Origin of the sequence: Microvirga massiliensis, from assembly GCF_001006805.1 — a bacterium.
Classification (GTDB): domain Bacteria; phylum Pseudomonadota; class Alphaproteobacteria; order Rhizobiales; family Beijerinckiaceae; genus Microvirga; species Microvirga massiliensis.
In genome coordinates, this window is record NZ_LN811353.1 from 298,175 (window position 1) to 323,190 (window position 25,016).

General features: G+C 64.2%; 23 protein-coding genes. 11 read left to right on the forward strand and 12 right to left on the reverse strand.

Annotation, left to right across the window (positions count from 1 at the left end; all coding sequences use genetic code 11):
- Nucleotides 1–8 precede the first annotated feature (8 nt).
- From BN1233_RS14020 to BN1233_RS14030, 3 genes are all read left to right on the forward strand, one after another.
- On the forward strand, nt 9–962 hold the full coding sequence (locus tag BN1233_RS14020; protein WP_082145479.1) for an ABC transporter permease: 954 nt from the start codon (nt 9–11) through the stop codon (nt 960–962).
- Between the two features lie 130 nt (nt 963–1,092).
- On the forward strand, nt 1,093–2,085 hold the full coding sequence (locus BN1233_RS14025; RefSeq protein ID WP_046864189.1) for an ABC transporter ATP-binding protein: 993 nt from the start codon (nt 1,093–1,095) through the stop codon (nt 2,083–2,085).
- An 85-nt stretch (nt 2,086–2,170) separates the two neighbouring features.
- The gene (locus BN1233_RS14030) at nt 2,171–3,169 is read left to right on the forward strand and encodes an ABC transporter ATP-binding protein (RefSeq protein ID WP_046864190.1); all 999 of its coding nucleotides are present in this window, start codon (nt 2,171–2,173) and stop codon (nt 3,167–3,169) included.
- A gap of 126 nt (nt 3,170–3,295) precedes the next feature.
- On the opposite strand, the gene BN1233_RS14035 is transcribed toward BN1233_RS14030, so the two are convergent.
- The 5 genes from BN1233_RS14035 to BN1233_RS14055 form a co-directional block, all read right to left on the reverse strand.
- Complete coding sequence (locus tag BN1233_RS14035) at nt 3,296–4,501, reverse strand: hypothetical protein (RefSeq protein WP_046864191.1); 1,206 nt, start codon at nt 4,499–4,501, stop codon at nt 3,296–3,298.
- A 184-nt stretch (nt 4,502–4,685) separates the two neighbouring features.
- Nucleotides 4,686–5,573, reverse strand: coding sequence for a 3-hydroxyisobutyrate dehydrogenase (gene mmsB / locus BN1233_RS14040; RefSeq protein WP_046864192.1), 888 nt, complete (start codon nt 5,571–5,573; stop codon nt 4,686–4,688).
- Between the two features lie 39 nt (nt 5,574–5,612).
- Nucleotides 5,613–5,984, reverse strand: coding sequence for a DUF5367 family protein (locus tag BN1233_RS14045; protein WP_046864193.1), 372 nt, complete (start codon nt 5,982–5,984; stop codon nt 5,613–5,615).
- Nucleotides 5,985–5,996: 12 nt separating this feature from the next.
- Nucleotides 5,997–7,148, reverse strand: coding sequence for an isobutyryl-CoA dehydrogenase (locus BN1233_RS14050; protein ID WP_046864561.1), 1,152 nt, complete (start codon nt 7,146–7,148; stop codon nt 5,997–5,999).
- 61 nt (nt 7,149–7,209) lie between these two features.
- Nucleotides 7,210–8,706 (reverse strand): CoA-acylating methylmalonate-semialdehyde dehydrogenase, encoded by a 1,497-nt coding sequence (locus BN1233_RS14055; protein WP_046864194.1) that lies wholly within the window; start codon nt 8,704–8,706, stop codon nt 7,210–7,212.
- Nucleotides 8,707–8,849: 143 nt separating this feature from the next.
- On the opposite strand from BN1233_RS14055, the gene BN1233_RS14060 reads away from it, so the two are divergent.
- Nucleotides 8,850–9,746 carry a LysR family transcriptional regulator gene (locus BN1233_RS14060; protein WP_046864195.1) on the forward strand — a complete coding sequence of 299 codons (897 nt, stop codon included), beginning with the start codon at nt 8,850–8,852 and terminating at the stop codon, nt 9,744–9,746.
- 109 nt (nt 9,747–9,855) lie between these two features.
- Nucleotides 9,856–10,905 (forward strand): ABC transporter ATP-binding protein, encoded by a 1,050-nt coding sequence (locus BN1233_RS14065; protein ID WP_046864196.1) that lies wholly within the window; start codon nt 9,856–9,858, stop codon nt 10,903–10,905.
- A gap of 114 nt (nt 10,906–11,019) precedes the next feature.
- Here the strand turns inward: BN1233_RS14065 and BN1233_RS51080 are convergent, their stop codons facing one another.
- The 3 genes from BN1233_RS51080 to BN1233_RS14080 form a co-directional block, all read right to left on the reverse strand.
- Nucleotides 11,020–11,328 (reverse strand): transposase, encoded by a 309-nt coding sequence (locus BN1233_RS51080; protein ID WP_074078299.1) that lies wholly within the window; start codon nt 11,326–11,328, stop codon nt 11,020–11,022.
- 174 nt (nt 11,329–11,502) lie between these two features.
- Nucleotides 11,503–12,846, reverse strand: coding sequence for an FAD-binding oxidoreductase (locus BN1233_RS14075; protein ID WP_244470906.1), 1,344 nt, complete (start codon nt 12,844–12,846; stop codon nt 11,503–11,505).
- A 156-nt stretch (nt 12,847–13,002) separates the two neighbouring features.
- Nucleotides 13,003–14,595 (reverse strand): FAD-binding oxidoreductase, encoded by a 1,593-nt coding sequence (locus BN1233_RS14080; RefSeq protein WP_046864199.1) that lies wholly within the window; start codon nt 14,593–14,595, stop codon nt 13,003–13,005.
- 323 nt (nt 14,596–14,918) lie between these two features.
- Here BN1233_RS14080 and BN1233_RS14085 point away from each other — a divergent pair, with 323 nt between their 5' ends.
- The 6 genes from BN1233_RS14085 to BN1233_RS14110 all read left to right on the forward strand — a co-directional run bounded on the left by BN1233_RS14085 (nt 14,919) and on the right by BN1233_RS14110 (nt 20,516).
- Nucleotides 14,919–15,695, forward strand: coding sequence for an IclR family transcriptional regulator (locus BN1233_RS14085; RefSeq protein ID WP_046864200.1), 777 nt, complete (start codon nt 14,919–14,921; stop codon nt 15,693–15,695).
- 403 nt (nt 15,696–16,098) lie between these two features.
- On the forward strand, nt 16,099–17,271 hold the full coding sequence (locus BN1233_RS14090; RefSeq protein ID WP_046864201.1) for an ABC transporter substrate-binding protein: 1,173 nt from the start codon (nt 16,099–16,101) through the stop codon (nt 17,269–17,271).
- Nucleotides 17,272–18,159 carry a branched-chain amino acid ABC transporter permease gene (locus tag BN1233_RS14095; RefSeq protein WP_046864202.1) on the forward strand — a complete coding sequence of 296 codons (888 nt, stop codon included), beginning with the start codon at nt 17,272–17,274 and terminating at the stop codon, nt 18,157–18,159.
- Nucleotides 18,160–18,162: 3 nt separating this feature from the next.
- Complete coding sequence (locus BN1233_RS14100; RefSeq protein WP_046864203.1) at nt 18,163–19,047, forward strand: branched-chain amino acid ABC transporter permease; 885 nt, start codon at nt 18,163–18,165, stop codon at nt 19,045–19,047.
- Nucleotides 19,040–19,849 (forward strand): ABC transporter ATP-binding protein, encoded by an 810-nt coding sequence (locus BN1233_RS14105; protein ID WP_046864204.1) that lies wholly within the window; start codon nt 19,040–19,042, stop codon nt 19,847–19,849. The genes BN1233_RS14100 and BN1233_RS14105 overlap by 8 nt, the downstream gene beginning before the upstream one ends.
- Complete coding sequence (locus BN1233_RS14110; RefSeq protein ID WP_046864205.1) at nt 19,821–20,516, forward strand: ABC transporter ATP-binding protein; 696 nt, start codon at nt 19,821–19,823, stop codon at nt 20,514–20,516. The genes BN1233_RS14105 and BN1233_RS14110 overlap by 29 nt, the downstream gene beginning before the upstream one ends.
- A gap of 109 nt (nt 20,517–20,625) precedes the next feature.
- On the opposite strand, the gene BN1233_RS14115 is transcribed toward BN1233_RS14110, so the two are convergent.
- The 4 genes from BN1233_RS14115 to BN1233_RS14130 all read right to left on the reverse strand — a co-directional run bounded on the left by BN1233_RS14115 (nt 20,626) and on the right by BN1233_RS14130 (nt 24,990).
- The gene (locus BN1233_RS14115; RefSeq protein WP_046864206.1) at nt 20,626–22,212 is read right to left on the reverse strand and encodes an alpha/beta fold hydrolase; all 1,587 of its coding nucleotides are present in this window, start codon (nt 22,210–22,212) and stop codon (nt 20,626–20,628) included.
- A gap of 92 nt (nt 22,213–22,304) precedes the next feature.
- The gene (locus BN1233_RS14120; RefSeq protein ID WP_046864207.1) at nt 22,305–23,198 is read right to left on the reverse strand and encodes an isocitrate lyase/PEP mutase family protein; all 894 of its coding nucleotides are present in this window, start codon (nt 23,196–23,198) and stop codon (nt 22,305–22,307) included.
- Nucleotides 23,199–23,209: 11 nt separating this feature from the next.
- Nucleotides 23,210–23,722 carry a 3-isopropylmalate dehydratase small subunit gene (locus BN1233_RS14125; protein WP_046864208.1) on the reverse strand — a complete coding sequence of 171 codons (513 nt, stop codon included), beginning with the start codon at nt 23,720–23,722 and terminating at the stop codon, nt 23,210–23,212.
- Nucleotides 23,723–23,733: 11 nt separating this feature from the next.
- Nucleotides 23,734–24,990, reverse strand: coding sequence for a 3-isopropylmalate dehydratase large subunit (locus BN1233_RS14130; RefSeq protein WP_046864209.1), 1,257 nt, complete (start codon nt 24,988–24,990; stop codon nt 23,734–23,736).
- Between the last annotated feature and the right edge of the window lie 26 nt (nt 24,991–25,016).

Sequence of the window (25,016 nt, forward strand, 5' to 3'; positions counted from 1 at the left end):
CCAATTCGATGCGCGCCGCAGCGACGACGCCCCGCCCGGTTTCCGAGCGGCGCGGGCTCCGTGACCGGATGCGCGACAGCGACGTTCTCGCGAGCTTCCTGCGGTCCCGCCTGACGATCGTCGCTGCGGTCGTGACACTGATGTTTCTTGTCGCGGCCGTCTTCGCGGGATCCATATCGCCCCAGGACCCGTTCGATCCCGCCCAGCTCGACCTCCTCAATAGCCGCCTGCCACCGCTCTGGTATGCGGAGGGACAGAGCCCGTTCCTGCTGGGCACGGACGAGCAGGGCCGCGACATCCTCTCGGCCATTCTCCATGGCCTGCGCATCTCCCTTATCGTTGGCTTTCTCGGCGTGATCTTTTCGGCGACGCTCGGAATCGGCCTCGGGTTGATCGCCGGCTATTTCGGCGGCATCGTGGACACGGTGATCATGCGGGTCGCCGACGTGCAGCTCACCTTCCCGGCCATTTTGATTGCGCTGCTCATCGACGGCGTCGTCAAGGCGGCGCTGGGCGGACAACTCGACCCGATGACGATTCTCGCCGTGCTGGTCTTCTCGATCGGGCTGAGCTTCTGGGTCCAATATGCCCGCACCGTGCGCGGATCCGTCATGGTGGAGAAGAACAAGGACTATATTGCTGCTGCCCGCCTGATCGGTGTGCCGGCGCCCGTGATCATGGTTCGGCATGTGCTCCCGAACGTGATGGGCCCGGTGCTCGTCATCGCCACCATCAACCTTGCGCTCGCGGTGATCACGGAAGCGACGCTGTCGTTCCTGGGCTCCGGCATGCCCGATACGATGCCCTCGCTCGGAACCCTGATCCGGATCGGGAACAATTACCTTTTCTCGGGCGAGTGGTGGATCATCGCTTTCCCGGGAGTTGCACTCGCCGCGCTGGTGCTCGCCATCAATCTCCTGGGCGACTGGCTTCGCGACGCACTGAACCCAAGGCTACGATGAGTGCGACTGGCCCTACCCGGAATACCGTCATGCCGACAGGCATCATCGGATCGGCCGATGGTTTTCTTCCTGGCCGGAATGGTGGATTCTCCGGAGGACCGGCCGAGGTGCTTGACCCGATGACGTTGCGATGAGCGAACCTGTCCTCTCCGTCCGCGATCTCCGGGTCGAATTCGTCACACGCCGCGGCATCCTGAAGGCGATCGACGGCATATCCTTCGATATCGCGAAGGGCGAGGTGCTCGGGGTCGTGGGCGAGTCCGGGGCCGGGAAGTCGGTGACCGGCTCCGCCGTCATCGGGCTCATCGATCTACCCGGCCGGATCGCCGGCGGCGAGATCTGGCTTTCGGGCACCCGGATCGACAATCTTCGCCCGGAGGAGATGCGCCGCATTCGCGGCAAGCGCATCGGGATGATCTTCCAGGACCCGCTCACGAGCCTCAATCCGCTCTACCGGGTCGGCGAGCAGCTCATAGAGACCATCCAGACTCATACGAACCTGTCAGCCGCCGCGGCACGAAAGCGGGCCATCGAGCTTCTCACGGAGGTCGGGATCCCCGCGCCCGAGAAGCGTATCGACGGCTATCCGCACGAGTTTTCCGGAGGCATGCGCCAGCGCGTGGTGATCGCGCTCGCGCTGTGCGTCGAGCCGGAGCTCATCATCGCGGACGAACCGACGACGGCCCTCGACGTCTCGGTCCAGGCGCAGATCATCAGCCTCCTGAAACGGCTCGGGCGGGATCACGGCACGGCTATCATGCTGGTTACCCACGACATGGGCGTGATCGCCGAGACGGCGGACCGCGTCGCCGTCATGTATGCGGGGATCATCGCCGAGATCGGACCGGTTCGCGATGTCGTCCGGAACCCACTTCATCCCTATTCCCGGGGACTCATGGGCGCGATCCCGACGCTGGCGACCGATGCCGATCGGCTGGTGCAGATCCCGGGCGCGATGCCGCGGCTTTCCGCGATCCCACCGGGCTGCCCGTTCAATCCCCGCTGCCCGAACGTCTTCGCGCGCTGCCATGTCGAGCGGCCGGCGGCGATCCAGCGCGACACGCATCGGGTTGCCTGCCACCTCTATGACGAGGAGCCTTTCAACACGGAGGCCGTTGCATGATGCGTGGTCACGCAACCTCGAGACGCTACTCCCGTTTCGTCGATTATGGTGGCGAAACGCCAAGATATTTCAGGATCATTGCCTGATGGCCGATTTCGTCGAGGTCGAGAATCTCCGCCGTGTCTTCGACGTTTCGAAGCCTTGGCTGAATCGCGTGCTCGAGGGGAGCGATCGTCAGTTGCTGCGCGCCGTCGACGGCGTGTCGTTCGGGATCGCAATGGGCGAGACCTTCGCCCTCGTCGGCGAATCCGGCTCCGGCAAGTCGACCGTTGCCCGCATGGTGGTGGGCCTTCTGCCTCCGAGCTCCGGCGAGGTCCGCATCGCCGGGATCTCCATGACGGACCCCCGAGCGACCGCGGAGCGCCAGCGCCTCCGGCGTCGCATTCAGATGGTCTTCCAGGATCCCTATGCGAGCCTCAATCCCCGCTGGCGCGTGGATCGCATCATCGCCGAGCCGATCCAGGCGTTCCGTCTTCTGCGGAGCGAGGCAGAGATCCGCGAGCGCGTCGGCGAACTCCTGGGCCTCGTCGGTCTTCACCCGGATGACGGCAGCAAATATCCGCATGAGTTCTCTGGCGGCCAGCGGCAGCGCATTGCGATCGCCCGGGCGCTTGCATCGGATGCCGAGTTCATCGTCTGCGACGAACCGACCTCGGCGCTCGACGTCTCGGTCCAGGCGCAGATCCTCAATCTCATGCGTGACTTGCAGGACCGCCTGGGGCTGACCTATCTGTTCATCAGCCATAACCTCGCCGTCGTGCGCCACATGGCGACCCGGATCGGGGTGATGTATCTCGGCCGCATCGTCGAGATTTCAGGCGGGCGCGAGCTCTTCTCGGAACCGAAGCACCCCTACACACGCATGCTCCTCGATGCGGTGCCGGACCCTGCCATGACGGGACGCCAGCGGATAGCCGTGAGGGGCGAGGTCCCGAACCCGATCAATCCACCATCCGGCTGCACCTTCAACCCGCGTTGCCCCTTCGCGAACGAGCGCTGCCGCGAGGAAATCCCGGCGCTGCTCGGAGGTGTGGCCTGTCATGCCGTGCATGAGGGACGGATCACGGTTTCGGAGGCCGCGTAACCTGTCCGAAGGGACAATGCCTACGAACCCCGGCCATCCTATCCGCGAATACGGTCGGGCCTATCCGCGAATACGGTCGGGGACCCCCTATCTGGAGCGATGCGTGCCTGCGTCGCGCTCCGAGCGTCACCGGCTCCCGTGGATGAAGGCCTTCGGACGCGTCGTGCGGAACTGGCCGCGCTCGATGGCTACGAAGAGAAGCGCGGCCACGGCCACAGCCGTCAGCCACCAGATCTGCGCCGTGCCGATCCCGAGGCAGGCAAAGCCATAGGTGCTCGCGAAGCCTGCCATCATCCCTGGGATGAGGAGCGGGTGGTCGCGTCCGGCCCGCGCCGCGCCGCTCGCGAGCGCCACGGCCCCTGCGACGACTCCGACGAGCCCGAGCTCGTACCAGGATTCGAACAGGAGAGTAGAGGGCATCTCGTTCGGCAACCGTCCGATCAGCCGGCCGCGCAGAGCCGTTTCGAATCCGTGGCCGGTCACGAGCCGCGCAGGCTCGTTGAGGATGACGTTCCGCCAGACCTCAAGGGAGGCCAGCACATCCGTCATGTTCGCGGGAAGCACGCGAAGAAGCGGCGGCAACACGAACGGGATGAGTGGTGCGAGGATGAGGAGGCCTGCCATTGCGAGAGATGTCGCTTTCACGCCGAAAGCCGGAGACAGGCTCGTGACCGCGAAGGCGACGGCGCCGATCAGGAGTCCCTGTATCGGCAGTGGATGCGGCGCAAGGAGCGCTGCAATGGCGACGACGAGCACGAGGAGCCCGCCCTCGAGACGCCGCCCGCGGGAGACCAGCCAGGCCACGGCGGGCCAGAGCGCGAGCGCCAGGACGATGAGCCCGCGTTCGAGGTTCTGTCCGTCCTCGTCCATGGGTTTGCCCATCTGCAGGCCGACCGCGGCGATCCCCGCCAGGGCCGCCGCCGCCACGCCGACCGGCAGGAGGTAGAGATTGGCGGAACGCATGCGTTCGGGGAGGGCGAGGATGCCCGCAATGGTCAGGGCCACGAGCCCGATAATGTTGAACAACCGCTCCGAGGCTTCGGCCAGGAACGGAGTCCAGAGGAGCGACAGGCCGCACCAGAACAGGACGAGGCCGGCGGACAGGCCGACGCGGGAGCTCGCGATCCGGCGCAATGTGGGGCCGGCGGGCCGGCCCGTGCGATCCAGGGCCGAGGCGATGATGAGCAGGATGATCCCGAGAGGTGCGAGCACGACGACGCCCCGCCGCGTGAAGAGCGCGGCCACCGGCAGGGCGAGCATGAAAATGGCGAAGCCGAGACGGCGCAGAAGCGCCGCGGCATCGGCAGCCGGATCGGTGAGCGCAGTCGGCATGGCCTGAGGGAAGATCCCGTGACGGAGATAAGCCTTAATCTCCCCCGACGCTAATCGACACTGCGCTGCAAAGCTGTAGGTGCAGTGCAACACTCCGTTCCGATACGGCTTCGACTGGCGGGGCCGACCCTTGACGGCAGTCCGTTCGGCCGAGCCGACCGGCTGCCGCTCCGGGCAGAGGCAATCAGGCTTCGTTCTGCCCACGCAGGAAGCGAATGATCCCCGAGAAATCCTCGCCGGCGTGCCCTGCGGCATTGAAGACCGCATAGAGCTGCGCGGCCTCCGCGCCGAGCGGCGTCGTGGCTCCGGAAGCGAGTGCCGCCTCCTGGGCGAGCTTGAGGTCCTTGAGCATCAGCGCGGCCGCGAAGCCCGGCCGATACTCGTTGTTCGCGGGCGAGGCCGGCACGGGCCCCGGGACCGGGCAATAGGTCGTGAGCGACCAACACTGGCCCGAGGAGGTCGAGGCGACATCGAACAGCGCCTGGTGGGACAGGCCCAGCTTCTCGGCCAGGACGAAGGCCTCCGAGACTCCGATCATCGAGATCCCGAGGATCATGTTGTTGCAGATCTTGGCGGCCTGCCCGGCGCCCGCCTCGCCGCAATGGACGACGCGCTTGCCCATGACCGAGAGGAGCGGTTCGCCGCGCGAGAAGGCCTCGGTGCTGCCGCCTGCCATGAAGGTGAGGGTCGCGGCCTTGGCGCCGCCGACGCCGCCGGAGACCGGCGCGTCAAGCGAAAGGAGCCCGCGCTCGCTCGCCATCGCGTGCGCCTTGCGCGAGCTCTCAACATCGATTGTCGAGGAATCGATCACCAGCGTGCCGGGCTTCATGGCCGGCAGGATGTCGCTCCAGACCTGCAGCACGTGATGGCCGGTGGGCAGCATGGTGACGACCGCCTCGGCCTCGGCGACGGCCTCGCGAGCTGAGGATGCAATCGTCACGCCATCCGCCTCGGCCTGCTGGCAGGAGGCCGGCACGAGATCGAACCCGACGACGCGGTGCTGCGCCTTGACGAGATTGGCGGCCATCGGGCCGCCCATGTTGCCGAGACCGATAAAGGCGATCGCTGTCATGGCACTTTCCTCCCTTGCGATGCTAAACTTTGCTGCATCTCAGCCTCGCCGCGTCCGCCAGACCGACACCGCGAGGGCGAAGCCGTAGAACCACAGAATGATCGAGCCGAAGACCTTGTCGAGCGCCGGATCGAGAGCCGGAAAGAAAACGGCGAAATGCGATCCGACTGCAGCCATCACGAGCATGCCCGGCACGGCGACAAGCGCCATCGCCTGTGCGGATTCCATGACCCGCGCGGCCGCGAGACGGTGCACGAAATAGCCGAGAAGCATCCCAAGCAAGGCAGCCACGGCGAAATTGATCTGGAATGCGCGTCGCCCTTCGATGAAGAAGTATGGACCCGCGAGGGCGAACAGGGCGAGAATGGCGGCCGCGATCCCGAACCCGACCCCGAGCGCGCGCAGGATCACGATCCCTCTCCGTCAGGTATTCCCGCGTCCCACGAGATTGCGGGCCACGATCAGGCGCATGATCTCGTTGGTGCCCTCGAGGATCTGGTGCACCCGCAAATCGCGGACGATCTTCTCGATGCCGTAATCCGCGAGATAGCCGTAGCCGCCATGGATCTGCAGGGCTTCGTTGGCGATCTCGAAGCCTCGGTCGGTCGCGATGCGCTTGGCCATCGCGCAGAGTTGGGTTGCGTCGAGCGCCTTGGCATCGAGCGCGGCCGCGGCGCGCCACAGAAAGGTGCGCGCAGCCTCGAGCTCCGTCGCCATATCCGCGAGCTTGAACTGCAGCGCCTGGAAATCGGCGATCCGCTGCCCGAAGGCGCGCCGCTCCCGGGCATAGGCCAGTGACTTGTCGAGGGCGGCCTGGGCACCGCCGAGCGAGCAGGCGCCGATATTGAGACGCCCGCCGTCGAGCCCGGCCATGGCGATCTTGAAGCCGATGCCCTCGTCTCCGAGCCGGTTCGCGACGGGGACGCGCGCATCCTCGAAGATGACCTGCCGCGTCGGCTGCGCGTTCCAGCCCATCTTGCGCTCGTTCGCGCCGAAGGAGAGGCCGGGCGTGTCCTTCTCGACGACGAGAGTCGAAATGCCCGACGCACCTCCCTCGGAGGTGCGCACCATCGTAACGTAGAGATCCGACACGCCGGCGCCGGAGATGAACTGCTTGGCGCCGTTGACGACGTAGTGATCGCCGTTACGCACCGCGCGGGTGCGGAGCGCCGCTGCGTCGGAGCCCGCGCCCGGTTCCGTCAGGCAATAGCTTGCGAGATGCTCCATCGTGCAGAGCGTCGGGATGAAGCGGTTTCGCTGCTCGTCCGAGCCGAAGCGGTCGATCATCCACGCGGCCATGTTGTGGATCGAGATATAGGCCGAGACCGTCGGGCAGCCCGTCGCAAGGGCCTCGAAGATCAGCGCCGCATCGAGCCGTGTCAGCCCGGATCCGCCGACATCGTCGCCAATGTAGATGCCACCCATGCCAAGGGCCGCGGCCTCGCGCATGACGTCGACAGGAAAATGCTTTTCCTCATCCCAGGCGACGGCGTTCGGCGCGAGCTTCTCCGCCGCGAAACTCTGCGCCATCTCGCGAATGGCGAGTTGGTCCTCGGTGAGGCTGAAATTGCTCATGACCGCCCCCGGCGTGGCAAGCCGGGCGCACGGAGAATCCACGCGCCCGGGTGCTGCTTGATTACTGCATCGTCGGGATGACGAATTCCGCGCCTTCCTTCACGCCGGAGGGCCAACGCGAGGTGACGGTCTTGGTCTTGGTGTAGAAGCGGATCGCGTCCGGCCCGTGCTGGTTGAGATCGCCGAAGCCGGAGCGCTTCCAGCCCCCGAAGGTGTAGTAGGCGATCGGAACCGGGATCGGCACGTTGATGCCGACCATTCCGACCTCGACCTTTGCCGCGAAGTCGCGTGCCGCATCACCATCACGGGTGAAGATCGCGACGCCGTTCCCGTATTCGTGCTCCGTCGGGAGGCGGAGCGCCTCCTCGTAGTTCTTCGCGCGCACCACGGAGAGAACCGGGCCGAAGATCTCCTCCTTGTAGATGCGCATGTCCGACGTCACCTCGTCGAAGAGGCAGCCGCCCATGTAGAAGCCGTTCTCATAGCCCTGCATGCGGAAGTTGCGGCCATCGACGACGAGCTTCGCGCCCTCCTGCACGCCGAGATCGACATACTCGCGCACCTTCTGGAGGTGCTGGCGTGTCACGAGAGGGCCGTAATCGGCCGACGGATCCGTCGAAGGGCCGATCTTCAGGCTCTCGACACGCGGGATCAGCTTCTCCATCAGCGTATCGGCGGTCGCCTTGCCGACCGGAACCGCGACCGAGACCGCCATGCAGCGCTCGCCTGCCGAGCCATAGCCGGCGCCGATCAGCGCATCGACGGCCTGGTTCATGTCCGCATCGGGCATGATGATCATGTGGTTTTTCGCGCCGCCGAAGCACTGCGCGCGTTTGCCCGTCGCGCCAGCGCGCGCATAGACGTATTCGGCAATGCTCGAGGAGCCCACGAAGCCGACGGCCTTGATGTCGGGATCGTCCAGGATCGCGTCGACGGCTTCCTTGTCGCCGTTGACGACGTTCAGGATGCCGGCCGGCAGGCCCGCCTCGATCATGAGCTCCGCAAGGCGCATTGGCACGCCGGGGTCACGCTCCGAAGGCTTGAGAATGAAGGCGTTGCCGACCGCGATCGCCGGCGCGAACTTCCACATCGGGATCATGGCCGGGAAGTTGAACGGCGTGATGCCAGCGACCACGCCGAGGGGTTGGCGCATCGAATAGATGTCGATGCCCGGGCCAGCGCCTTCGGTGTATTCGCCCTTCATGAGGTGCGGAATTCCGCAGGAGAACTCGACGACTTCGACGCCGCGCTGGATGTCGCCTTTGGCATCGGGGATGGTCTTGCCGTGTTCGCGCGCGAGGAGATCCGCAAGCGAGTCCATGTTCTTGGCGACGAGGTCGAGAAACCTCATCATCACCCGCGCGCGCCGCTGCGGGTTCGTTGCGGCCCAGGCCGGCTGCGCCGCCTTGGCGTTCTCGACCGCTGCCCGAAGTTCGGCCCGGCTCGCGAGAGCCAACTCGCCGATCACCTCGCCCGTCATGGGCTGGTAGATGTCCGACGTCCGGCCGGACGTGCCCGCGACTTCCTTCCCGCCGATGAAATGTCCCACCTTGCGCATCGGATTTCCTCCAGCTTCTGCCGTACCGCCGGTGCCGGCCTCTGAAACAGCCGTCTATCATTCACAATTGTGCACGGCTATAGGCGAATTCGAAGCACGATCGTGCGTGAATGCCCATCCTTATGGGCGATGATACCAGACCAATGAGCCGTTTCGACTGGGACGATCTGCGTTTCTTCCTCGCCGTAGCGCGGGCGGGCCGGCTGACGATCGCGGCGCGCCGCCTCGGCGCCGACCACGCGACAGTCTCCCGGCGGATCTCCTCCCTCGAGAAAGCCCTGAAGGCGAAGCTCTTCGAGCGCCGGCCGCAAGGATATGCGCTCACGGGCCATGGCGAGCGCCTGCTCGCGAAGGCCGAGACGATGGAGACGCAGGCCCTTGCGGTGTCGAGCGAAATCGGCGGCGCGGACCTCGCCCTCTCGGGCACGGTGCGGATCGGAGCGCCGGACGGCTTCGGGACGTTCTTCCTGGCGCCGCGCACCGCGGTTTTTGCTGCGCAGTACCCCGATCTCGAAATCCAGCTCGTCGCGATGCCGCGGCTGCTGTCGCTGTCGAAGCGGGAGGCCGATGTCGCGATCTCGCTCGGACCCCCGAAGGAGGGTCGGATCGTCGCCCGCAAGCTGACCGATTACCGGCTCGGCCTCTATGCGAGCCCTGATTATCTCGAGCGTCATCCGGCGATCACCACGCCGGAGGACCTGCACGCACACGAGATGATCGGCTATATCGACGACCTCATCTTCGCGCCGGAACTCGACTACCTCGACGAGGTCTCGAAAGGCCTGCGCCCGCGCCTGCAGAGTTCCAACCTCATCGCCCAGGTCGAGGCCGCGCTGGCGGGGGCCGGAATCTGCGTGCTGCCGCATTTTATGGCGGTGCGGGAACCGCGCCTCGTCTCGGTCCTGCCCGAGGCGGTGGGGATCATCCGGTCGTTCTGGCTGATCGTCCATGCTGACCTGAAAGAAGTCGCGCGCATCCGGGCGACGATGGATTTCATCGTCCGGGAGGTGAAGGCAGCGCGCGGGTTGTTCGTCCCGTGAGCGACGCTGTCATCAGAGCGTCACGAAGAGCGGCTCTTCACGGGCGCCGTTCCCGGAAAAATCCGTATCCCGCTGCTCCCTCCTTTTCACACGGCGCTTGTCTCCGCGCATGACTGCTTTCACGCTCGAATCCGTCACGAAGCGCTTTGCCGGTGCAACCGCACTGAATGAAGTGTCGCTGAGCATCCCGTCCGGCGCTTTCGTCGCGCTGCTCGGGCCCTCGGGCTGCGGAAAGACGACGCTCCTGCGGCTCCTCGCCGGTTTCGAGCGGCCGAATGTAGGCCGGATTCTCTTTGGTGACCGATGCGTGGCGAGCCCGCGCCATCATGTTCCGCCGGAGGAACGGCATGTCGCGATGGTCTTCCAGAGCTATGCGCTCTGGCCGCACATGAGCGTTTCCGAGAACGTCGCGTTCCCGCTCTCGATTGCCGGTGTCCCCGCGGTAACTCGCCGGAGCTTGGTCAATTCGGTTCTCGATCGAGTCGGCCTCTCGGGTCTCGCGGCGCGACGGCCCGACGAGCTGTCGGGCGGCCAGCGCCAACGCGTGGCCCTCGCCAGGGCGCTAGTCCAGGATGCCGGCCTCGTCCTGTGCGACGAGCCGCTCGCCAATCTCGACGTCCATCTGCGCGCCTCGATGATCGAGACCTTCCAGCGCCTGCATCATGAGAGCGGACGGACCTTCGTATATGTCACGCATGATCAGGCGGAGGCTCTGGCGCTCGCCACCGAGATCGTGGTGCTCGAACACGGCCGCATCGTCCAGGCGGGGTCACCGCGGACGATCTATTCGGAGCCGTCCACGGACGCGGTGGCGACCTTCGTGGGGCGCGGCGGGCTCGTCGAGGCCGTGCTGGAGGAGCCCGGCCATGGCCGGGCCGTCGCACGCATCGCGGGGATCCCCGTGAAGGTTCGCGCCTCGCATTCCGCTTTGGCCGGACCGGCCCGGATCCTCGTACGGCCGGAGAATGTCTCGCTGGGTGGCCCGATTCCGGCTCGCGTGGAAGGCCTCGTCTTCCGCGGATCTCACTACGAAGCGCGGCTCGCTATCCCCGGCGGGACGATTGTCGCCGATTTGAATACGCCGGGCGGCTCGGATCGTCTCGGCGTGGCGATCGAGGACGCCTGGGCAGTGCCCCAGGAAAGCGCGCCACCGACGTGACGTCGACTCCGGTTCCGGCGCTGCTCAGTGATCACAACCCTTTTGTCTCCGGAGACAGTCGAGTTGATCAGCCTGATGCCCGAGAGGCTCTTTCGCGGCGAAAAGGTAGCCACCCTATCGGAGGACGAGGTCACACTGAACGAAGCTGCCGTGATCCTGGGGGGATTCCGCGGCTGTATGTTCCAACTCGGGTGGGCCATGCTGTCCGTGACGTCGGCCGCCGGCAGGCTCGCTCGCGAGCACCTTCATCGAGACCGGCCGGTGCTCGGCATCGCGGCGAATCAAATTCGGCGGCCGCGGTACTGTGCCTGGCGCCCAGACCGAGGTGTTCGTTTGAATGCCCGCGACATAGCTCAGACCCAAGGCGCTGACGCCGGTGCGCAATTGCGTGTCGTTGCCGTAGCTGGCATCCAGTGGTCCCACAGTGGCGCGGCGCGATCGGCAGGGCCGATGGCGCCGGTCAGGGCTTTGATATAGGCAGCAAAACGCGCTTCACTGGCGGCTGCTGAACGCCTCGCCATCGCCGCCATTCGTCACGGTCGCGCACAACTCCCTTCCATCCGCTCCGGTATGGGTCCGCCGGCGGCTTTCTGACGATTAGAAAAGCTTTCCCGGATTCATGATGCCGCGAGGGTCGAACAGATCCTTGATGCTGCGCATGAACTCGATCTCCAGCGGAGGCTTGAATTGCAGCAGGCGGCCGACATTGCTCTGACCGATGCCGTGCTCAGCGCTGATGCTGCCGCCAAGGGCGACGGTAATCCTGTCGACAATGGCGTTCGCTGCCCTCACACCATCATCGAAATGATCCTGTGTCGCATAGGTGTCACGCGGAAAGACGACGACCACGTGGATGTTTCCATCGCCCAAATGCCCGACGTAGTACGTGGAAACTTCGGGAAGGGCGGCGGCAATGGCCGCGTCGACTTGCGCAACGAAGGTAGGGACTTGCGAGACCGGCACACTGGTATCGTGCGAGATGGAAAATCCGGAGGCTATATTCGCCTCTGTCACGGAGTGCCGGATTCGCCAGATGGCCGCAGCCTGCGCGAGATTGGCTGCAATGACAGCATCCGTAGCTATCCCTGACTCAAGAGCCGCGGCGAGGGACTCCTCCAGTGCTGCCGCGAGATCGTCGCCGACGATGGTGTCGGTGACCTCAATGAAGGCATACCATGGAGAGGCTGCGTCCAGGGGATCGACGAGTTCGGGATTGTGCGCGAGAACGAGCGCGAACTCGTTACGCGACATGATCTCGAAGTTGCTAATCCGGTCGCCGAGTTCGGAGCGAAGGCGGGATAGAAGAGCGAGCGCCAGATCGAGGTCCAAAATGGCCGCGAGTGCGGTGAGTTGAGAGTGGGGCTTCGGATAAAGCTTGAGGACGACAGCCGTGATGATGCCGAGCGTGCCCTCGGATCCGATGAAGAGCTGCTTAAGATCGTAACCAGTGTTGTCCTTCCGCAGGCGGCTGAGGCCGTTCCAGATGCGTCCGTCCGGCAGAACGGCCTCGATCCCCAGAACAAGATCCCGCATCGGACCATAGCGAAGCACCGCCGTCCCACCCGCATTGGTGGCGACGTTGCCACCGATTTGGCAACTGCCCTCGCTTCCCAAGGAGAGGGGGAACAGCCGGTCGTTGTCGGCGGCCACTTCCTGGATTGTCGCGAGGATGCAGCCGGCCTCCACCGTCATCGTATTGTTCGTCGGATCGATCTCCCGGACACGGTTCATACGCCCAGGGCAAACTACCATCGAGTGCCCGTCCGGCGACGGAATCGCGCCCCCGCACATTCCGGTGTTGCCCCCCTGAGGAACGATGCCGATGCCTGCATCTGCGCACACTTTAACAACGGACGCTACCTCCTCCGTGGACCGAGGAAACACGACGCCAACAGCGGCGCCGCGGTAGCGGCGCCGCCAGTCGACGAGATGCTTCTCCATGTGTGCTTCTGCGGCCAGGACATGATTATCACCAACGATCTCCTTCAGCTTTCGAAGGAGGCGCTCAGCTGCATCTTGCGACCGGGGCTCGCCTGATGACATGGACTGGATCAAACCCGACAAGGCCGTGCGACCATGGCTTCCGGGTCCAGGCCCCTAGCGCGCCAGTCCGAGGGAGCCCGGGTTCATCAGCCCGCGAGGATCAAGGGCCTTCTTGATGTCCTGGGCGAGGGACCATGTCTCGGGCGACAGAACCTCTGCGTACGGATAGTCGCGCGCCACCTGCCAGCTTGCGCCCCCTAAGCTGGCGTAGAGCTCCTGACAGCCGCGACGAAGCTCCGCCACGGCGTTCCGGGTCTTGGGGTTGGCCGGGCGGCTCAGCCATGGTTTCACGATATCGTGCCCGACACTGGAGGCGTGAAGAGGCGTGATCTCGTCCTGCCAATAAAAGGCGGGCTCCAGGAAGAACTCGTTTGCTACCGTCATGCTCATGACGGAGTACATGATGCCGTGCTCTTCCATGAACGCCTTCTTGGAAGCGAAGTAGGCATCGTTTGCCTCCACGGCCTTCTGTGCATCGCTGAGCGGAAACACTGCGTGGATCGGCACCCAGCGCTCACCGTTGAGTCCGAGCATGCCGCGCACCGGTCCAAAGGGCTTGGAGCGCATCACCTTCGGGACGGTGTTCTCGATCTCGGTGCCGTGCTTCTGCCCGACGGCGCGAAGCTCGGCGAGCGCCGCCTCGAGCTCGGACGGTGTTCGCGCCTCGCACACGATATGTAGCGTGAACTCGTGCGCCTTGAGGAAGGAAGTGCCGGCGGCCACGACGCCAACCGCGTCCCTGATGCCCTGCAGCATCGATTTTCCGGCCGCAGCAACATTGCCGAGCGCTTTAAGGCCATCCGAGATGCGATTCACGCTGGCGGAGTGCTCTGCCTTGTTCCGGTCGATGCCGAACCCTTCAGACACAAGGCGTGTCCGCGCCATTTCGACCTGTGCTGCGGCCATCGCCATCATGGTTGAGAAGCCGAATGACAGGAACCCCACTTCCTGCGGCCGGGGCCAAAGCTTCAGGGTGGCGGCTACCTTGATGCCAAAGGCGCCGTTGTCGCCCAGGAAGAGACCCGTGAGATCCGGACCGCCGTAGCGGGTGAACGGCTTCGCGCCGACGCGTCCGCCGGACCCAGTCGTCACGACGCGTCCATCTGCGAGGACGATGGTCACGCCGAGCACCGAGTCGGCGACCACGCCGTTAAGAGCAGAGCCGAAGAATGCACTGTTCTGCGACAGGGCGCCGCCGACCGTAGCGTTGATGCCCGACAACGGCCCCCAATAGCCGGTGCGCAGACCCGTGCCCTCAAGCGCCTCGTTTAGCTTTTCCCACGTGCAGCCCGCCTCGACCGTGATGTACCGGTCTTCGGCGTTGACCTCCAAGATGCGGTCGAGCTTGCGCGAATCGATCACGATGGAGTCGGCACGGTCAGGCAGATACCCTTTCGTGTAGGACATACCGCCCCCGCGGGGCACCACTGAGAGACCTGCCTCCGTTGCGAGTCTTACCGCCTCGGCTGCCTCTTCGCGGGTTTGTGGGAGCACGATGGCCAGGGGCGGAATGCCCGGCTGCCAGAAGATGTCATTCGCGTAGTAATCGCGGGTGGCTGAATCCGCTATCACCCGGTCGCCCAGTGCGCGTTGCAGGGCGTCGAGTGCCATCAGATCGTCGGCACGAACATGAGCAGTCAAGGTCATCAGTGGTTTTCCTCCCAACAGTACAGGACGGGCAGGCCGCGTCCCCGACAGCACTTCGCCGAGATGCAGGCGCTGCAATAGATTGCTCCGCAATGCTTCTCCGCCTCCACGGAACAGGGAGACGGCTTTGAGGCGAGCGCAGCCGTGATCATGTCGGCTACATCGAAACACCTATCTATGCGGTGTGTCAAATGTTGACTTCCGTGTCACACCGTGACATACGGGGACAGTTGGCGGGCTGTGGAAGTTCGACGAGGTGGCGTAGCCACTGGCGCAGTGACTGCTACAACTCCGCAGAGGCAACCCAGCACAGAAGGCGCGGAGTGACCGAAGCTTCAAATCACAACGTTCGGGCCGTGACGCGAGCCCTGGCAGTGCTCAACTCCTTCGCGGGGAAGGGGCTGCAATCTCTCGCCGAGGTGACTGCGGCGACCGGACTCGACAAGGGCACAACTCGTCGTCTCCTGCTCACGCTGATGGACAGCGGCTTTGTCGCACAGGATCCGGCGACCCAGCATTATCGCCTTGGGCGCGCCGTGCGAGATCTCGCCGCAAATGTTGCAGACGACTACGATTTAAGGGACATCGCTCTGCCGGTGCTCACCGAGTTGGCAGCAGATCTGCACGTCACGGCGTTCCTCTCGGTTTATGATGAGGGTGACGTGGTCTGCCTCGCCCGCATTCACGACATGAAGGGCATCGAGGTGCATTGGTGGGCGGTCGGCGGGACCTTGCCTTACAATTGCGGCGGTGCACCCAAGCTGCTGCTGTCCTACCAGTCCGAGGAGGAAATCGAGCGCGTCCTGCAGCGTGAACCGGTTGCGCTCACGCCGAAGAGCATCGTCGACCGCGACAAGCTGCGTGCCGCACTCGAGAAAATCCGGAAGCGCGGCTGGGAGTGCGCCGTCGACGATGTGAGCATCGGACTGACAGCCCTCGCAGTGCCGGTGCGCGGACCGAGCGGCGACATCGCCTGTGCCATCAGCATGGCAGGTCTAACACCGCAGACAGTGCAGAATGGCAAGCCGCTGCATCTCAAGCGCCTTCAGGCCGCTGCCGAGAGCGTCGCCCGTCGCCTGCGGCTCGCAGGGGGGCGCTAGCCACGTCCTTCGCGGTGTTTCATCGCATGAAACGTGTTTTATGCATTGACAATGCTGACTGCGATCTTCTAGCTTGAGCCAGAACATAAGAACCGTTCCGAGGTGTCGCGGTGGTGGCGTGCCGATCTGGCACGAAAGTGTCGGGCTCATGTGACCGGCTGGCGGTGGCATCGCCAGCACGAGCAGCAGTTCTGGTGCACCTCAGGACTCGAACATCTCTCGAAAACTCACGGCCCTGATAGGGCGCCGCCATACTGGCGCTAACGGCCGATAACCTGCTCGCGCCGCAGGAGACCGCGGTAACGGGCGCGCCCTTCCAATGATCTCGGCAGTTCCGTTGAACTGGCGTGCATTTCGGAGGGCGGCGAATGATCGACGACTTCGTGCAGGGAGGATGAGGACCATGACATTTTCGAGAACCATGACGCGGGGATTGCGTCGCGCCTTCATCGCGGCTGCTGCCGCAGGCATGGTGCTCGCGCCACTCTCGGCGCGCGCGGCGGGATTGGCTCCAGGCGAATACACGATTGGATTCGTGACAGAGAATACTGGTCCGATTGCGGCTGCGGGCCTCTCCTATCACCACGGCGCGCAGCTCGCGGTCGACGAGATCAACGCGTCGGGCTGGATGGGGCAGGGTACCAAGCTCAAGCTGTCCGAAAAGGAATCCGGTTCCGATGCTGCGCGCGGCGTGCAGGCTCTGACCCAGTTCATCGCCGATCGGAACGTCATCGCTACCACGTGCTGCATTCTCTCGCCGGTTGCAGGCGCCATGCGGCCGGTCGCAGTCAACGCCAAGATCCCGCTCGTGATCTATGGCGCGACCATCCCGGGGCTGCCGCAGTTGCCGTATGTCACCTCAATCGTCGGCCTTCCTGGCCCGCAGGAGGTGAAGATGACCCAGCGCCTCGTTCAGGAGCTGAAGCCGAAGTCGGTGACCTACTTCGTGAACGCAGACAACGAGGCGTTCCAGGGTCGCTTCAAAGCCGCGCAGAAGGTCATGGAGGATGCCGGAGTCAAGACGGCGGGCGTGATCAGCATTCTCGGCTCCGATACCGACTTCACGGCTCCGGCCACTCAGGCCATGGCGACCAATGCCGACCTGATCATGGTCTGGACAACGCAAACTCCGGCGGGCGGCATCATCGCTGCGCTGCGCAACCGAGGCTATACTGGCCCGATCGCCGCCAACGACGTGATTGCGCCTCCCCCTATGTTCAAGAAGATCGGCGAGCCGCTTGCAGGCGTGCCTTTCCCGGTCCTGTTCTCGGCCGAGATCTCGGACACGCCGGAGGCCAAGAAGTTCATCGCCGACTACCAGAAGCGGTTCAACGAACTTCCGGACGCGTATGCCGCCCAAGGCTATACCGCCATCTATTACATCGCTCAGGGACTGAAAGGGACCGACGGCAAGCCGACTCGCGATGGCTTGGCCCAGAAAATGGCCGCGATCACCAACATCGAGCACAACGTCTATGGCGAACTGCCGATGAAGGACGGACAGGCCGACTTTCAAAAGTCGCTGATCGGCGCGTGGTCGAAGGACGGAAAAGTCGTGGCTTGGGAGCCTAAGTAAATGCAGCTCTTCCTTGAGCAGTTGGTGAACGGCTGGGCGTTGGGATCTCTCTACGCCCTCTTCGGGATCGGTTTCGGGCTTGTGTTTTCGACACTCGGCATCCTCAATGCCGCGCACGGGACCTATGCGAGTTGGGCTGCGATCATCGGCTACTACGCAGTGGAGCGCATCGGCGTTCCCTTCCCAGTTGCAATCGCAGTCGGCGTCCTGGGGGGCGGGCTCCTCGCCGTCCTCGTCGATCAGGTTGGATTCCAGCCGCTCAGGGAAAAGAAGGCGGGGCTTTTGGGAGCCTTCATCACCAGCGTTGCCTTCTGGATCATTCTCGACAGTCTGGCGGGCTTTGCCACGGAGCAGCAGAGCCTTGCCTTTCCTGCCTCGACCTATCCCAACAAGATGGTGCCGATCGGACCGATCATGGTTCCGCAGATGCAAATCATCACTATCAGCGCTCTGCTGGTCTGTGCAGTCGGCATTTATCTCCTCATCCAGAAGACGCGCATCGGCGCCGCTATGCGGGCCGTTGGCTGGAATGAGGTGGCGGCCGGACTGGGTGGTGTCAACGCACGAATGGTGATCGTGCTTACAGCCTTCCTCGCCGGTGCGACCTCGGGCCTTGCCGGCGTTCTAGGTGGCATTTCGACCTCGAACGTATCCTATACGCTTGGCGAGGGCCTGATGCTGAAAGGGTTCGCGGCGGTCGTGGTCGGAGGCTTCGATGACGTGCGGGGCACCGCCATCGCAGGCATTCTGCTCGGTATCATCGAGGTGTTCGTCGCGCAGTATATCTCGACGAGCATGCGCGATGGCGTCACCTATACGTTGCTCCTGCTGTTCCTGATCGTCCGGCCTCGCGGGCTGTTCGGGAGCGCCAACTTCATGCGGGCCTGAGCAATGGAAACCCTTCTCGATCTCTGGGCGGCCTATGGGAGCACAGTGGTGTTCTCGATCGTCAACGCGTTCTTCGCGTTGAGCACCTACGCAGTCCTCTCCACCGGAGTCCTGAGTTTCACCACGGTGGTCTTCGCCGCCGTGGGGGGCTTCCTCTCCGCTCAGATGGTCGGCCACCTCGCCGTTTCGCTCTATGTGGCCTTCCCGGCTGCGGCCCTTGGCGGAGGCCTTGCCGCCGCACTCGTCGCCGCTGCCTTTCTCAAGCTCGAAAGCCATTGGATGGCACTCGCCAGCCTGGCCCTCGTCCTCATCACCCGAGTCGTGGCGCTCAACGCGCCAGTACTGACGGGTGGTGTCAACGGCCTCATCGTGCCGATGCGCGTGGAGCCTCTGGATCTCGCCATCCTGCTCGCGATCGTCGCCTTCGTGTTCTACCGCCTGTACAATTCCTGGTATGGTCTCGCGTCCCGCGCCGTGCGCGAGGACCCTGCCGTAGCGTCGACCATGGGGATCGCGCCGAGGCGGATCCAGTTCATCGCCTTCGTCATCAGCGGCATCGTCGGCGGGCTTGGGGGAGCGGCGCTTGCCTTTACGCTGCAGTTCCTTTCGCCGGAGACGTATTTCATCAGCATCGCTTTCACGATGCTCGCGTCCACCGTGCTGGGAGGTTCCTTCCACTGGCTCGGGCCGATCATTGGCGCGCTCGTCTTCACGGCCCTGCCGATGACGATGCAAGCGTTCCTGCCGCAGATCGAGGACGTAGCGAAGGGTGTCGCGCTTCTCCTCATCATGATCTTCCTGCCGCGTGGACTCATCGATCCCCGTGCCATCCGGCTCAAGAGGGCTGCCAAGCGCCGCCAGGCGCAGGAGAGCACTGTCCATGCCTGAACGAGCGACCGCTCCCACTCTGCTCGAACTCAACAACGTGGTGAAGAGCTTCGGCGGTGTCACCGCTGTGGACAAGCTGACGGCGCATGTGCGCGAGGGCAGTGTGCACGGCCTCATCGGTCCAAATGGTGCGGGCAAGACAACCGTGATTAATCTGATCACGGGTCTCTTCCACCCGACGTCCGGCTCCATTCACTTCAACAATGTCCACCTCGAGAATATGGGGCCGCCAGCAATTGCGGCGCTCGGCATCACCCGCACCTATCAGAACGTACGCCTGTTCAGCGGCATGACCGCGCTAGAGCAGGTGATGACCGGGTGCTACCTCGTGCGCGGGGTCAGTCTCTGGTCATCCTTCCTCAGCCTCTCGAGCGCGCGCTCACAGTGGGCCAAGACGCGGGACCACGCTCTGCACCTGCTGGACCGCGTCGGCATGGCCGACCGCGCGGACGAACTTGCGGAGACGCTCTCCTACGGCGAGCAGCGCCGAATCGAGATCGCACGTGCCCTCGGCTCCAATCCGAAGCTCCTGCTGCTCGACGAGCCGACCGCCGGAATGAACGCGCAGGAGGCGAGCGCCGTGGGGCGTCTCGTACACGAGTTGCGCGCCGGCGGCCTCACCATCCTGATGGTGGAGCATAATATGGGGCTCGTAACGGAGTTCTGCGACAGCTGCACCGTCATCAACTTCGGCCGTCTCCTCGCGGAAGGTGATCCCAAGACCTGCATCGCCGATCCGGAGGTGCAGGAGGCCTATTTTGGACGCAAGAACGATGCTGAACGTCTCCAAGCTCTCCGCTAGCTACGGCGCGATCCAGGCAGTCCGCTCGATCGATCTCTCGGTCATGCCGGGGCAGTTCACCGTGTTGCTGGGTGCCAACGGAGCCGGGAAATCGACAACCTTGCGCAGCATTGCGGGTCTGCACCGGCCGGTCACAGGGGCCATCAGCCTGGGGAACCGGGAGATCTCCCGTCTGTCCCTGCACAATGTCGTCAGAGCGGGTCTCGCCATGGTCCCCGAGGGGCGCATGGTGGTCGCACCATTGACGGTCGAGGAGAACCTCGAACTGAGCAGCTTCGCGGGTCGCAACAAGGATGCCGATCTCGTGGACCGAGTTTACGAGCTCTTCCCGCGACTTAAGGAGCGCCGCAAGCAACGGGCGGGCTTGCTGAGCGGCGGCGAACAGCAGATGCTGGCGATCGGCCGGGCACTGATGACCAAACCCCAGATGCTGGTGCTCGACGAGCCGTCCATGGGACTCGCACCAGCCATCGTGGACCTCGTGTTTGAGGCCATCGTATCCCTGCACAAGCAAGGGCAGTCGATCCTGCTGGTCGAGCAGAATGCCGCCATTGCCCTCTCCGTCTGCGACTACGGCTATGTCATGCGGCGCGGGCACATCGTGGTGGAAGGCACCCCGGACGAGCTCAAGAAGAACCCGGAAGTCCTCGAAGCCTATCTCTCCTGAGACTACAGCGCTGTCCGCCGCGGGTTTCGCTAAGAGGAATGGCACCTGGCTGGCGGCAGTCCGGGGAGGAGGGCCGCCGTTGTCATCGGATCGGCAGCCAGATGGATCTTCAGACCGAGAGATAGCTCCGGTACTGCGCCAAGGTCTCTGCCGCGAGGAGCGGGTCGGGGTCTGGCCACCAGACGGTCGTCGGCGTAAGTCGGACCTCGACGCCGGGCACGGCCAGACGTTCCGCGCCCTTAAGGCCGCTGACGAGCATGTCGTTCGGGCCGGCGCATATGAGGGCCGGACGTGTCAGGTGTGGCAGCCGGTCGGCGGTGTCGTACGAAAAGGCGGATCGGTAGGCCAAGTCGTAGGTCGGACCGCTTTCCAGGATGCCGATCGCGTACTTGTGCAACTCGTCCGCCGTCGGCACACCGAGCTGGCGGGCGGCGCTGCGCTCGACCCGGTACCAGGGCCAATACATGAACATGTCGCGGCGCCAATTCCAGACGAGCTGGAGGTGTAGGCCCCACTTGTCCGGCCGGATCGGCGGAAAGTAGTGGGAGAGCAGATCGTGCTGAAAGTCCGGCGAGATGAACACCGGTCCTTCCAGGACGGCGCGACGCACGAGGGACGGATATCGCACGGCCAGTTCGAGGCCTACGAGCGCCCCAGTGTGAGATCCCCACACGTCGACATTCTGGAAGCCCAGCGCCTCGATGACCGCCGCCATGTCCTCAGCGAGCACGCCGATGGTGACCTCGCGCTCCGGTTTGTCCGACAGACCGTTGCCGAGATAGTCCACGGCAAAGACTTGGCGCTCGCCGTCTCCCGCCAGTCCGGTGACGATCGGCGCGAACTGGGCCGAGGAACCGCCTCCGGTCGGGATGACTAGGGTCGGCCGTCCGCTCATGTCGCCCGCGCGACGGAGATGAACCCGGCCGCGTGCCGTCTCGATATACTGGTGCCAAATCCCCCCACTCGGAGCAGGAAACGTCGAAGGCAAAGGCGCGCAGCCCTGCGGAAGACGCAAGGAGGCAAGGGCGCCGGGAAGGTCTGCCAGCGTGACGGATCGTCCCTGGGCACGCTCGAGCGCGGCGGCGCAGGTTGCCCATAGAGACACGAAGCGGACAGGCCTGACCGCGGCTGCGGTCACCGTGGCATCAAGATCCTCCGCGCTCGGCAGGGCCTCACCCGATGTCGCGGGTTGGGTCGGGTCATCGGGCTTCAGGAGGTGACAGTCGCGGATGAAGGCCCACATCGCCGTCAGATGCGTGCCATCATGGCGCGGCGCTAAGTCTCCCGGCCCGTTGCCTCGAGCCGCCCAGCTCGCCGCTGCCTCCGCCCCGACAAGGAAGAGCGCGGCGAAATCTCGAGCCCGACGTTCCGCCAAAGGCCCGACCACGGCGCCCGCCATATCGAAGGCGAGAAGAGCACTCGGGCCAATTCTGCACTCCTCGAGGACTGTGTCGACGGCAGCGGCAACGTCATCGAGGTTGGTGGCGGGGTGTTCGGAGGATCCGCCGATGCCGGGTAGCTCCACAGCGGTGACGCGCCAATCCGGACAGGCCTCGCCGACGATCCGCGCGACGACAGAGGCTGCGAGCGTCAGGCCGGCAAGCACGACGAGGTCGGGTCCGGATCCGGTGCGCCAAATGCGTATCTGGCCATTCGGCAGCGTGACGTAGTGCGGCTCGATGGTCAGCGTTCCCATCGATCGTCTCTCCCTCGAATGATCGCCATGCAGTCCGGAGCACGGCGGGCCGGACGGCTCGTCGTACCAATCCGATCCGGATGTTCGCTGCCTCAGGCTGCGGCAGCCTTCGACGCCAGCGGATTGGGCAGATATTCCATCTGCTGAGCCTCGATCTCCTTGAAGCCGATGAACTCAACGAAGGGATCGTGTGCCATCACCGGCCGCGGGAGGTTATGGGTCGATTTGTCCTTGACGATCTGAGCGAGGTTCTCCTGCAGGGCCGTCGCGACGCTCATGAGCGGCACGAGAGGGAAGGTGGCCATGCCGGCGACACTCTCGATCTCTGCTGGCGACAGCTTTTTCTCGAGCCAGCCGAGGATCTGCAGCGATAGCGGCACGCCTACGGCCTCGCGCAGGGCACGAAGACCTTCGATGGAGTTGAAGCATTTGCTGATCGGCTGAATGACGTCGGCGCCGGCTGCGACATAGGCTTTGCCGCGCTCGATGGCCTCGGCTTCTGTAGTCACATCTGTGCGAGCGATGATCAGCATGTTGGGATTAGTGCGGGCCGCGACCGCGGCCTTGATCTTGCCGACGGCCTCATCAAGTGGAATGACCTCAACACCGCCGACGCAGATCGGGCAGCGCTTCGGCGACACCTGGTCCTCCATGATGACCGCAGCGACGCCGGTGGCCTCGAACTCCCGCACTGTCCGCATTGCGTTGATGGCGTTCCCGTACGCAGTGTCGATATCGGCGACGACTGGAATGTTGACCACGTTCGCCACATTCCGGACGACGGCGAGGTTCTCCGACATGGTGTAGAGTTCGGCATCCGGCAGACCGAGATGAGAGGCGGAAACACCGAAGCCGCTCGTGAGCAGGGCGTCAAACCCGGCTCCTTCAATGAAGCGCGCCGAAAGGGCATCGTAGGCCCCGGCGGCCCAGACGGTCTTCTGGTTGAGAACACGGTCTCGAAAATCTTGGGTTGCTTTGGCGGGCATGGGATTGCCTTTCACGATGCTGCGACAGGACGCTTCAGGTAGGGAACGAGGCCTCCGGCATCGAGCATCTCGCGATCGGCGAACGAGAGCGGCTCAATGGGAAGGGACCGGCCTTTGGTGATGTTGCGGACTTCGCTCAATTCCCAATCGACCTCGATTTCGTCCCAGCGCTCGACGAGACCGAGGATTCCGGGGCAGCTTGCCTGAGGGAAGCCCATGCTGATTTCGCCACGCCAGTAGCCGGGCGAGAAGGATTCTGCGACGACCCCGGCGATGCCGAGATGCCGCATGGCGCGCATCGGCGGATAATGCGGATGGCCGTAGCCGAAATTGTGATTGCCAACGAGAATGTCGCCGGGCCGGACCTTGGAGCGGAAGTCTGGGTCGTACGATTGCATGGCCGCTTGAGCCAGCTCCTCGATGTCGGTGATCTTGATGTTCTTGACACCAACGATCTGATCGACGTCGAAATTGATCTCGTCGAAGATGAAGGCAACGCGTCCGTAAAGGTTCTTCAGAGCCATGTCGGTGACCCTCAGAGGTATTTGCGCGGATCGGCGATGGCGCCTTCAATGGCGGAGGCGGCAACCGTGGCGGCGTTGCAGAGATAGATCTCGGAATCGGGACTCCCCATCCGTCCGCGGACATTGAGCGTTCCCGTGGAGACCGCCCGCTGATTTGCGGTCATGGTGGCAATACGGCCGAAGCAATAGTCGCAGCTCGGTGAAGAGACGAAGGCGCCCGCTTCCACGAGAGTCGCGATGTACCCTTCGCGCGCGGCATTGGCCATGATCTCCTGGCTGGTGGGCACGACGTTCAGCTGGAAGCCTGGCTTCACTTGACGCCCCTTCAGCACTTCGGCGGCGATGCGCAGATCTTCCAGGCGCCCAGAGGCGCAGGAACCGAGATAGCCGGCATTGATCTCGAGCCCCAGGAACTCCGACAGATTGCGCGTATTGGCCGGGGTGGGCGGAATCACCACGAGCGGCTCGAGATCGTCCAGGTCGATATCGTGAATGGCGGAATATTCTGCGTCGTCGTCGCTGTAGACCGGATCGATCTTCTTCTTGGCGCGGGGCAGAGCATAGGCGAGGCGCTCGGCGTCGGGGTTCACGATGGCCGTAATGGCGCCCGTGAACATGGCAAGGCCGGTGATGGTCTGCAGTCCCTCCGTCGAGATCTGGCTCATGCCGGGGCCGCCGATTTCCAGAACCTGGAAGCGACAAGAGGCAGGTCCCAAGGTTCGCACGAGGTGATGGAACACGTCGCGCGCCATCACACCTTTGCGCAGCGTGCCGCGCAGGTTCACGCGCACCGTCTGCGGCACCTTGATGGAGATGCGCTCCCGCACGAATGCCTCGAGGAGGTTTCTCCGGATGCCCATCGCGAGAGTGCCGAACGTGCCGAGCTGGCTGACATGCCCGTCGAAGTGGACCACGAACGCGCCTGGAACGGCATACCCGACCTCGGCCGCGACCTGATGGCCAATGCCACGGCGCTCGTAGAGGGCGACGTTATTCTCGGCGCACCAGGTTCGCGTGCCGATGTGAAGTTCCTCTTCCTTCGGAGTCGTGGCCGGCACCATGTGATCGATAAAGATGGCATAGCGCTCCGGCTCGGCTACGCGCTCGATGCCGAAGTCTTCCTTCATCTGCCGGAAGTAGACGTCCGTGTAGCCGGGAAAGTCGTAGGCGATGACGAAGTCGGGCTTCGCCATGACCTCGTCGCCCGCTCGTACGTGCTCCTTGCCTGAAACCCTTGCCAGGATCTTCTCAGCGATGGTGTAACCCATTTCCATATTCCTTTGAATGCGACGCC

What these genes read in the sequence shown, in the direction of transcription:
- BN1233_RS14020 (WP_082145479.1), top strand. Translation starts at nt 9, where the DNA reads ATGCGCGCCGCAGCGACGACGCCCCGCCCGGTTTCCGAGCGGCGCGGG.
- BN1233_RS14090 (WP_046864201.1), top strand. Translation starts at nt 16,099, where the DNA reads ATGACATTTTCGAGAACCATGACGCGGGGATTGCGTCGCGCCTTCATC.
- BN1233_RS14110 (WP_046864205.1), top strand. Translation starts at nt 19,821, where the DNA reads ATGCTGAACGTCTCCAAGCTCTCCGCTAGCTACGGCGCGATCCAGGCA.
- BN1233_RS14035 (WP_046864191.1), bottom strand. Translation starts at nt 4,501, where the DNA reads ATGCCGACTGCGCTCACCGATCCGGCTGCCGATGCCGCGGCGCTTCTG.
- BN1233_RS14050 (WP_046864561.1), bottom strand. Translation starts at nt 7,148, where the DNA reads ATGAGCAATTTCAGCCTCACCGAGGACCAACTCGCCATTCGCGAGATG.
- BN1233_RS14075 (WP_244470906.1), bottom strand. Translation starts at nt 12,846, where the DNA reads ATGGAGAAGCATCTCGTCGACTGGCGGCGCCGCTACCGCGGCGCCGCT.
- BN1233_RS14120 (WP_046864207.1), bottom strand. Translation starts at nt 23,198, where the DNA reads ATGCCCGCCAAAGCAACCCAAGATTTTCGAGACCGTGTTCTCAACCAG.
- BN1233_RS14055 (WP_046864194.1), bottom strand. Translation starts at nt 8,706, where the DNA reads ATGCGCAAGGTGGGACATTTCATCGGCGGGAAGGAAGTCGCGGGCACG.
- BN1233_RS14065 (WP_046864196.1), top strand. Translation starts at nt 9,856, where the DNA reads ATGACTGCTTTCACGCTCGAATCCGTCACGAAGCGCTTTGCCGGTGCA.
- BN1233_RS14100 (WP_046864203.1), top strand. Translation starts at nt 18,163, where the DNA reads ATGGAAACCCTTCTCGATCTCTGGGCGGCCTATGGGAGCACAGTGGTG.
- BN1233_RS14115 (WP_046864206.1), bottom strand. Translation starts at nt 22,212, where the DNA reads ATGGGAACGCTGACCATCGAGCCGCACTACGTCACGCTGCCGAATGGC.
- mmsB (WP_046864192.1), bottom strand. Translation starts at nt 5,573, where the DNA reads ATGACAGCGATCGCCTTTATCGGTCTCGGCAACATGGGCGGCCCGATG.
- BN1233_RS14060 (WP_046864195.1), top strand. Translation starts at nt 8,850, where the DNA reads ATGAGCCGTTTCGACTGGGACGATCTGCGTTTCTTCCTCGCCGTAGCG.
- BN1233_RS14105 (WP_046864204.1), top strand. Translation starts at nt 19,040, where the DNA reads ATGCCTGAACGAGCGACCGCTCCCACTCTGCTCGAACTCAACAACGTG.
- BN1233_RS14095 (WP_046864202.1), top strand. Translation starts at nt 17,272, where the DNA reads ATGCAGCTCTTCCTTGAGCAGTTGGTGAACGGCTGGGCGTTGGGATCT.
- BN1233_RS14130 (WP_046864209.1), bottom strand. Translation starts at nt 24,990, where the DNA reads ATGGGTTACACCATCGCTGAGAAGATCCTGGCAAGGGTTTCAGGCAAG.
- BN1233_RS14125 (WP_046864208.1), bottom strand. Translation starts at nt 23,722, where the DNA reads ATGGCTCTGAAGAACCTTTACGGACGCGTTGCCTTCATCTTCGACGAG.
- BN1233_RS14025 (WP_046864189.1), top strand. Translation starts at nt 1,093, where the DNA reads ATGAGCGAACCTGTCCTCTCCGTCCGCGATCTCCGGGTCGAATTCGTC.
- BN1233_RS14030 (WP_046864190.1), top strand. Translation starts at nt 2,171, where the DNA reads ATGGCCGATTTCGTCGAGGTCGAGAATCTCCGCCGTGTCTTCGACGTT.
- BN1233_RS14080 (WP_046864199.1), bottom strand. Translation starts at nt 14,595, where the DNA reads ATGACCTTGACTGCTCATGTTCGTGCCGACGATCTGATGGCACTCGAC.